The organism is uncultured Thioclava sp. (assembly GCF_913064665.1).
In the GTDB taxonomy this organism is placed as follows: Bacteria; Pseudomonadota; Alphaproteobacteria; order Rhodobacterales; family Rhodobacteraceae; genus Thioclava; species Thioclava arctica.
The window spans coordinates 1-7,993 of the sequence record NZ_CAJYBT010000074.1 but is presented as its reverse complement, the minus strand read 5'-3'; the positions used below and the strand labels follow the sequence as shown (position 1 = coordinate 7,993).

The following is a 7,993-nucleotide window of genomic DNA, read 5'->3' as shown; positions in this document are numbered from 1 at the left end:
GGGTCTTGGCCCCCAGTTCGGGATCTTGATCTGAGCCAGCCGCCATACCCGGCGCAGCAAAGGCAAGGTAGTGATTGACGATCGCATCGCCCGTCACAAAGGCCGAGTTGCTGCCATTGCGGATCTCGAAACTCATATGGCCCGGTGTGTGACCCGGTGTCATGCGAGACGCGATGCCGGGAAGAATTTCTTCGCCATCTCCGAAGGTTGTGATCTGATCTTCAAGTGTTTGTAGCCGCCGCAACGCGCCCGCGGCAAAGGTTGTTCGCCCTTCGTCGATCGTGTTCACGGTCTCTGGATTGATCCAGAACTCAAACTCGGTCTTGCCCATGAAATGCTGCGCATTGGCAAAGATCGGTTCGTCGAAATCATCAAGCACGCCCCAAAGATGATCGGGGTGAGCATGCGTGAAAACAACATGGGTCACGTCGTCATGGGTGATCTCAAGCGCGTCCAGAGCGGCTTGCAACTTGCCCGCAGTGGGCATGAAATCGGGGCCTGAGCCAACGTCGAACAGCACCGTATTGGTGCCGTCTCGGTAGAGCGTCAGGTTGCAGGGCGGCTCGACCTGCGCGCCCGTCAGGCCGAACTCTTTCAAAATCGGCACGGCCTTGGGGTCGTCGGACACGAAGCTGAGCGGCAAGACAAGGTTGCCGTCTGACAGCGTGTCGATCCGTGCGGCGCCGAGTTCCAGCGCTTGCGCGGCAAAACTGAACCGGGGCAGGGCGCTTGCAACCGTGGTTGCCAGCGCACCGCGCAGAATGGTGCGTCGTGTGACTCTCATGCCCGTTCCTCCCTAAACAGGTATTCAATTTAGCGAATATGAACGACAGATTGTCACAGGGCAAGCGCGCAGATCACAAAGACGCGATTATTGCGCGGCTTTGAGGGCTCCTTCGGCGGCCGCGCGGATCGCGCGCATGTTTTGACCATACACCTCGGGCGTGTCGACCGAGCCGCCCTTGAACACCGCCGAGCCCGCGACAAAGCAATCTGCACCTGCTTCGACCAGCGGGCCGACAGTGTTGGGATCGACCCCACCATCGACCTGAATATGGATCTCGCGATCGCCGATCATCTGGCGGACCTGGCGGACCTTTTGCACGCTGGAGGGGATGAATTTCTGACCGCCGAAACCGGGGTTCACGCTCATCACCAGCACCATGTCGCACAGATCAAGCAGGTATTCGATGGCGCTGGCAGGCGTGCCGGGATTGAGGCTGATGCCACATTTCGCGCCCGTCGCCTTGATCGCCTGAAGCGTGCGATGGGGATGCGGCCCGGCCTCGTAATGGGCCACGATCATATCGGCACCCGCCTCGGCATAGGCCTCGATATATTGATCGACGGGCGAGATCATCAGATGCACATCCATGAAGGTTTTCACATGCGGGCGAAACGCCTTTACCGCGGGCGGGCCAAAGGTGAGGTTGGGAACGAAATGCCCGTCCATCACATCGACATGCACCCAATCGGCCCCCTGCGCCTCAATTGCGCGAATTTCCGCGCCGAAATTGGCAAAATCGGCGGAAAGGATCGAGGGGGCAATCTTGATGGAACGGTCAAAGCTCATGGTGTCCTCCGTGGCGTCGCGCCTATTTCGTCAGTTGCGCAAACAGGGTTGGCAGTTTTTCGGGCAGGCGGTCAACCTGGTCGATGATCGTAAAATTATTCGCCCCGAAGATGCGCGAAACATAGCGGTCTGCCTCGGGGTCTAGGGTCAGGCAGTAGCTGGATATGCCGATTTGCGCCAATTCGGAAGCCGCTTTTTTGGCATCCATGCGCAGATATTGCGGATCGCGTTCGTCGATATCGGCGGGCTCGCCGTCGGTGACGATCAACAGGAGCTTGTGGGCCTCAGAGCGTTGCGATAGGTGATGCGCGGCGTGGCGCATCGCGGCCCCCATCCGCGTCGACAGCCCACCCTTCATTCCCGCAAGGCGCGCCTTGGCCTCAACATCGAGCTTTTGGTCGAAATCCTTGAAGCGATGGTAATGCACATCGTGGCGCCCGTCCGAGGCAAAGCCGTGAATGGCGTATGGATCGCCGATGCCCTCGATGGCCGAGGCCACAAGCGCCGAGGCCTCGCGCGTCAGATCAAGCACCGTTTTATCGCTCCCGCGGACCAGCTCATTGGTTGATTCCGACAGGTCGAGCAAGATCAGCACCGCCAGATCGCGCCGGTTGATCACGTTGCGCATGGTGATGCGCGGGTCGGGCTGCATGCCGATGCGGTGCATTACCGCGGCTTCGACGGCGGCGTTGATATCCAACTCATCGCCATCTTCAAGACGGCGTTGGCGCGACACGCCTTGCGGGCGCAACCGGTCGACGATTTGCTTGATGCGGTGGCGAATGCCGCGATGCTTGGTTAGGATCGCATCGATCTCATCGGGGTCGCCCTTGCCCTGACGGCGTTCATAGACGGTGGCCCAGCTGGGGCGATGCAGCTGCACCTTGTAATCCCATTCGCCGTAATGAAACGGGTCCGAGACCGGCTCTTTGCCCTCGCGCTCGTTGTAAGAGATGCCCTCATCCTCGTAGGGGAACAGTTCGCTTGAGAGCACCCAGATCTCTTGCGCATCATCGCCAGCGGTCTCGACATCGACCTCGTTGATGAACTCCATCAAGCCGACATTCTTGCGCACTTGCCCCAGTTCGGGCTGATAGGCGTTGGTGTTGTCCCAATCATAGCCCTCCATCGCCCACACGAAACGGTTGTCGTCGCGATACGGGATAGCGAGGCCTTCAAGAATCCGTAGGCTGGGCACGGCGCGGCGATCGGCCAGCAGATTATACAGCTCCACCCCAAGCGACCACGACATCATTGTCTCGCGCATATTCTCGCCGACATTGGCGTGAAACGTCTCAATGACATTGTCGATCTCGACATCGCCCAGCCGCAGGCCCGGCTCGATCAGCGCGCGGGCGATCCGTTCAAGCAGATACATCGTCTCATGTTCGTAGGTCTTGGGCGCGCTTTGCGGGATCAGCGCCTGAAACATCGTGCGCAGGCCGGGAAACGCGTCAATCGCGCAATATTCGACGCGCGCATCCTCAAACATGCCGATCAGGAAAATCTGCGCAGGGTTAAGCACCTCTTGGCCCAAACCGCGATCCGAATAGGCGATATGGGCGGCCATATGGGCACACATCGCGCGATACAGATCAAGCCCCGACGCCCCCGCAACACCATCCACCGCATCGGGCAGATGCAACGCGCCCTCTTCGATAAAGGGGCGAAATCCGGCGAAATCGGCCGCCGAGGGACGCAGAAAGAAATCACGGCCCCAAAAGGCGCGCAGGTAGAAATTGAGCCGCCGTTGAGAGTCGATAAACAGCGTGCCGCGGCGTTCTTGTTTCAAGATCGCGCGGCTGTCTTCAGAGACTAAACCGAAGTAATCGGCCTGTTTGGGCAAATCGCGCCGATAGGCTTCGGCGCCGAAATCCACCCAGCGGCGCAGGCCCGATAGCGTCAACTTGCCCAGCAATTCCTCAAGCACGCCAAACATCGGGCGCAACCCGCGTGGGGCGATCGCGGCAAGCCGGTGGATCAGCGCCAGATAGCCGCGCAGCAATTCGGGGTCGCCAAAGCGGCGCGCCGCACCGGGCAGGGTCGACAGCATCAGCGTGATCACCTCACCCGAGACCATCGAGGACAGCTTCAACACCGCGCCTACCACGTCGCGGATCGCATCCTCGCCGCATTCCTTGACGACCTGGGGCATATCGTCGAGATAGCTCACCAGCAGTTTCGGCCCCTTGCCAAGCGCGATCATCGCGCGCGCTCCATCCAGATAATCCTTGAGCCCGGTGGGTGACATCACGCGCGCGGATTCGTGAAACAGCCCTTCAAGACTGTCGTCCAGCTCCGGAGCTGCGCGGATCAGCTCGTCGCGGTAATCGTCGAGCGCGAGTTTCATGCCACCTTGTCTTTGCTGCTGTCGGAGACCTCCGGGAAGAAGGTGGACACAGCCGCTTGCAGCGTGTCGCGCATGTCGGGATCATCGGTGAGCGGTTCGACCAGTGCCATCTGGCAGGCGGCTTGCGGGGCGATGTTTTTCGCGATCAACTGGCCGGCATAGACCAGTAGGCGGGTTGACATCCCCTCATCAAGCCCATGGCCTTTGAGGTTGCGCGAACGCTGCGCGACCTGCACCAGACGCTCGGCGGTTTTCAGATCGACCCCGGCTTCGTGGCTGACAATTTCGACCTCGGTGTCGGTCGTGGGATAGTCAAACGACATCGCGCCAAAGCGCTGCTTGGTCGATTGTTTGAGATCCTTCATCATCGACTGGTAGCCGGGGTTGTAGGAAATCACGACCTGAAAGTCGGGATGGGCGTTGACCAACTCGCCTTTTTTCTCCAGCGGCAACTGGCGGCGGTGATCGGTCAGCGGGTGGATCACGACGGTGGTGTCTTGGCGTGCCTCAACCACCTCGTCGAGATAGCAGATCGCGCCGATCCGCGCGGCCACGGTCAGCGGGCCATCCTGCCATTTCGTGCCATTGATATCGAGCAGAAACCGCCCGATCAGGTCCGAGGCGGTCATATCCTCGTTGCAGGCCACGGTGATCAGCGGGCGCTGCAATTTCCACGCCATATATTCGACAAAGCGGGATTTTCCACAGCCCGTCGGGCCCTTCAGCATCACTGGCATACGCACGTCATAAGCGGCGGCGTATTGCTCGACCTCATTGCCGACGGGGCGGTAATAGGGTTCGGTCTTGATCAAGAACTGGCTGGTATCAATATCGCTCATGGCGGCTGCCCTCCGGTCGCGCGGCTGGGAAAACAAAGGGGCAGGGCCGCGATGCGGCGGCCCTGCCTTTGATGGATCAGGCCGTCATTTCGGCCCGGTGAACCACCATTGAGGTGCCCTGCGTCTGCTTGAAGTTGTCATAGCCGACAAGGCGGACGTGGTTCTTGGGGTTGGCTTTGCGGCACATGTCGATCTCGGCAAAGATCGCATCGACATCGGTTTCACCAAACATCGGCAGCTTCCACATATACCAGAAGTTCGAGCGGGTATTTTCCGGTTCAGTATGCTCGATGGCCGGGTTCCAACCCATCTTCACGATATATTCCACCTGCTTGCGCAGCTCATCTGGGCTGAGTTGCGGCAGGTAGGAGAACGTGCCCATCTTGCGGCTGTTCGGGTCCGACAGGCGCGAGCCATAATCTTGCATTTCACTCATGATTTCATTCCTTTCTCAGGTGTTTCTCATGTTGCTACCCAACGGGATCAGCGGTGAGCGACATCCAGCTTGTCCACGGTGTCGAACTCGAACTTGATCTCTTTCCACGTCTCCATGGCGATCTTGAGCTCGGGGCTGTGCTTGCCCGCTTCGGTCATGATGTCCTTGCTTTCCTTCTCCAGATCGCGGCCCTCGTTGCGCGCCTTGACGCAGGCCTCAACGGCGACACGGTTGGCAGCCGCCCCCGCCGCGTTGCCCCAGGGGTGACCCAAGGTGCCGCCACCAAATTGCAGGCAGCTGTCATCGCCAAAGATGTTGACCAGCGCGGGCATGTGCCAGACGTGGATACCGCCCGAGGCCACCGGCAGAACACCCGGCATCTGGCCCCAGTCTTGATCAAAGAAGATGCCGCGCGAACGGTCTTCCTTGACGTATTTTTCACGCATCAGGTCGATCCAGCCCAAAGTGGCGGCGCGGTCGCCCTCCAGCTTGCCGACCACAGTGCCCGAATGCAGGTGATCGCCGCCCAGAAGGCGCAGCATTTTCGCCAACACACGGAAGTTGATGCCGTGCTTGGGGTGACGGTCGATCACGCCATGCATCGCGCGGTGAACGTGCAGCAGCATGCCATTATCGCGGCACCAGCGCGACAGAGACGCCTGCGCAGCCCAGCCCATCGTCAGGTAATCCGACATGATGATCGGGCTGCCAATTTCCTTTGCGAACTCGGCGCGCTTGTACATTTCCTCAATGTTAGGCGCGGTCACGTTCAGGTAGTGGCCCTTGCGCTCACCGGTCTCAAGTTCAGCCTTTTCAATAGCTTCCTGACAGAACTCAAAGCGGTCACGCCAGCGCATGAAGGGCTGCGAGTTGACGTTCTCGTCGTCCTTGGTGAAATCAAGACCGCCCCGCAGCGCCTCATACACCGCGCGCCCGTAATTCTTGGCCGACAGGCCCAGTTTCGGCTTGATCGTGCAACCCAGGAAGGGGCGGCCGTATTTGTCCAGCTTGTCGCGCTCGACCTGAATGCCATGGGGCGGACCGTCACAGGTGGTCACGAACCACAGCGGAAAGCGCACGTCCTCAAGACGCAGTGCACGTACCGCCTTAAAGCCAAACACGTTACCCACGAGCGAGGTAAAGACGTTGACGACCGAGCCCTCCTCAAAAAGGCCCATCGGGTAGGCGATAAAGGCATAGTAGCTTTCGTCATCGCCCGGTACGTCTTCGATCGCGTAGGCGCGACCCTTGTAATACTCAAGATCAGTCAGAAGGTCAGTCCAGACCGTGGTCCAAGTGCCGGTCGAGGATTCCGCGGCCACAGCCGCAGCCGCTTCTTCGCGCGGCACGCCGGCCTGCGGTGTGATCTTGAAACAGGCCAGAACATCGCTGTCCTTGGGGGTGTAATTGGGTTCCCAATAGGTCTCGCGGTATTCCTTGACGCCTGCGGAATATTTGCCTGAGGATGCTTGCGTGTTCATGGTCGGGGTCTCCTTCTCCCTGAAAGTCCGAATGTTGCCGCGTCATTGCCTTTGGGCGATGGGCGGGTCTAAGTTCTATGCGCTTGGATCAAGCGCGCCTGCGCTGTAGCGTTTGGCCATCTCATCCATGTCGATGACGTTGATTTTGCTGGCGTTCCCGGCGGTGCCAAAGCGCTCAAAGCGGTCCAGACACAGCTTTTCCATCTCTTCCATCGCGGGAATGGTGAATTTGCGCGGGTCAAATTCGGTCTTCTTCTGCATCGCGACCTTGCGGAACTGCCCGGTGATTGCCATACGGTTGTCCGTGTCGATATTGACCTTGCGCACGCCCGATTTGATGCCGCGCTCGATCTCTTCGACGGGCACGCCATAGGTCTGGGGCATCTCGCCACCATATTCGTTGATCAGATCCTGCAGATATTGCGGAACGCTCGACGAGCCGTGCATGACCAGATGCACATTCGGAATTTTGGCGTGGATCTGTTCGATCCGCTCGATGGCCAGAATATCGCCCGTGGGTTTGCGCGAGAATTTATAGGCGCCGTGGCTGGTGCCACAGGCAATCGCGAGCGCATCAACCTTGGTTTTGGCGACGAAATCCTTGGCTTGATCGGGATCGGTGAGCAGGTCTTCCATGCGCAACTTGCCCTCGGCCCCCGACCCGTCTTCCGCCGCAGCCTCACCGGTTTCCAGACTGCCCAGAACACCCAGCTCGCCCTCGACCGAGGCCCCGACCCAATGCGCCATCCGCGACACCCGCTCGGTGATCTCGACGTTATACTCATAGGACGACGGGGTTTTCATATCCGCCTCAAGCGAGCCGTCCATCATCACCGAGGTAAACCCGTGGCGGATCGCACTCAGGCAGGTTTGTTCGTTATTGCCGTGATCTTGGTGCATACACAGCGGGATATGCGGATACATTTCCGACAGCGCCTGGATCATATGGCGCAACATGATGTCGCCAGCATAGCTGCGCGCACCGCGACTGGCCTGCATGATGACGGGCGAGTCACATTTCGCCGCAGCCTTCATGATCGCAAGACCTTGCTCCATATTATTGATGTTGAACGCGGGCACGCCATAGCCACGCTCGGCGGCGTGATCCAGAAGTTGTCTGAGCGTTATCAAAGCCATATCAGTCGTTCCTCTTTCTCTGGTCTTCCTCTTGACCAAAATATCCCGGGGGTCCGGGGGCTGGCCCCCGGCTTGCTCAGATCAACTTGCCCATCGCGACGGCGGTGTCGGCCATGCGGTTGGAAAAGCCCCATTCGTTGTCATACCAGCTCAGGATCCGCACCATCCGGCCATCCA

7 protein-coding genes are annotated in these 7,993 nt (G+C 59.4%); all 7 read right to left on the bottom strand.

The window, feature by feature from the left end:
• On the bottom strand, nucleotides 1-784 hold a 784-nt coding region (locus QZ571_RS17955; protein ID WP_295537475.1), incomplete at its 3' end, for an MBL fold metallo-hydrolase.
• 87 nt (nucleotides 785-871) lie between these two features.
• Nucleotides 872-1,573: a ribulose-phosphate 3-epimerase gene (gene rpe / locus QZ571_RS17950; protein ID WP_295537473.1), complete on the bottom strand. Its 702-nt coding sequence runs from the start codon at nucleotides 1,571-1,573 to the stop codon at nucleotides 872-874.
• Nucleotides 1,574-1,595: 22 nt separating this feature from the next.
• Entirely contained in the window at nucleotides 1,596-3,923 is a 2,328-nt protein-coding gene (locus QZ571_RS17945) for a VWA domain-containing protein (protein WP_295537472.1), read from the bottom strand.
• On the bottom strand, nucleotides 3,920-4,762 hold the full coding sequence (locus QZ571_RS17940; protein ID WP_295537471.1) for a CbbQ/NirQ/NorQ/GpvN family protein: 843 nt from the start codon (nucleotides 4,760-4,762) through the stop codon (nucleotides 3,920-3,922). Before QZ571_RS17940 ends, QZ571_RS17945 begins: the two co-directional genes overlap by 4 nt.
• Nucleotides 4,763-4,838: 76 nt before the next feature.
• Entirely contained in the window at nucleotides 4,839-5,198 is a 360-nt protein-coding gene (locus QZ571_RS17935) for a ribulose bisphosphate carboxylase small subunit (protein WP_295537470.1), read from the bottom strand.
• 47 nt (nucleotides 5,199-5,245) lie between these two features.
• A complete protein-coding gene (locus QZ571_RS17930) occupies nucleotides 5,246-6,679 on the bottom strand; it encodes a form I ribulose bisphosphate carboxylase large subunit (RefSeq protein WP_295537469.1) in 1,434 nt (477 codons plus the stop codon).
• Between the two features lie 75 nt (nucleotides 6,680-6,754).
• The gene (gene fba / locus QZ571_RS17925; RefSeq protein WP_295537467.1) at nucleotides 6,755-7,816 is read right to left on the bottom strand and encodes a class II fructose-bisphosphate aldolase; all 1,062 of its coding nucleotides are present in this window, start codon (nucleotides 7,814-7,816) and stop codon (nucleotides 6,755-6,757) included.
• Between the last annotated feature and the right edge of the window lie 177 nt (nucleotides 7,817-7,993).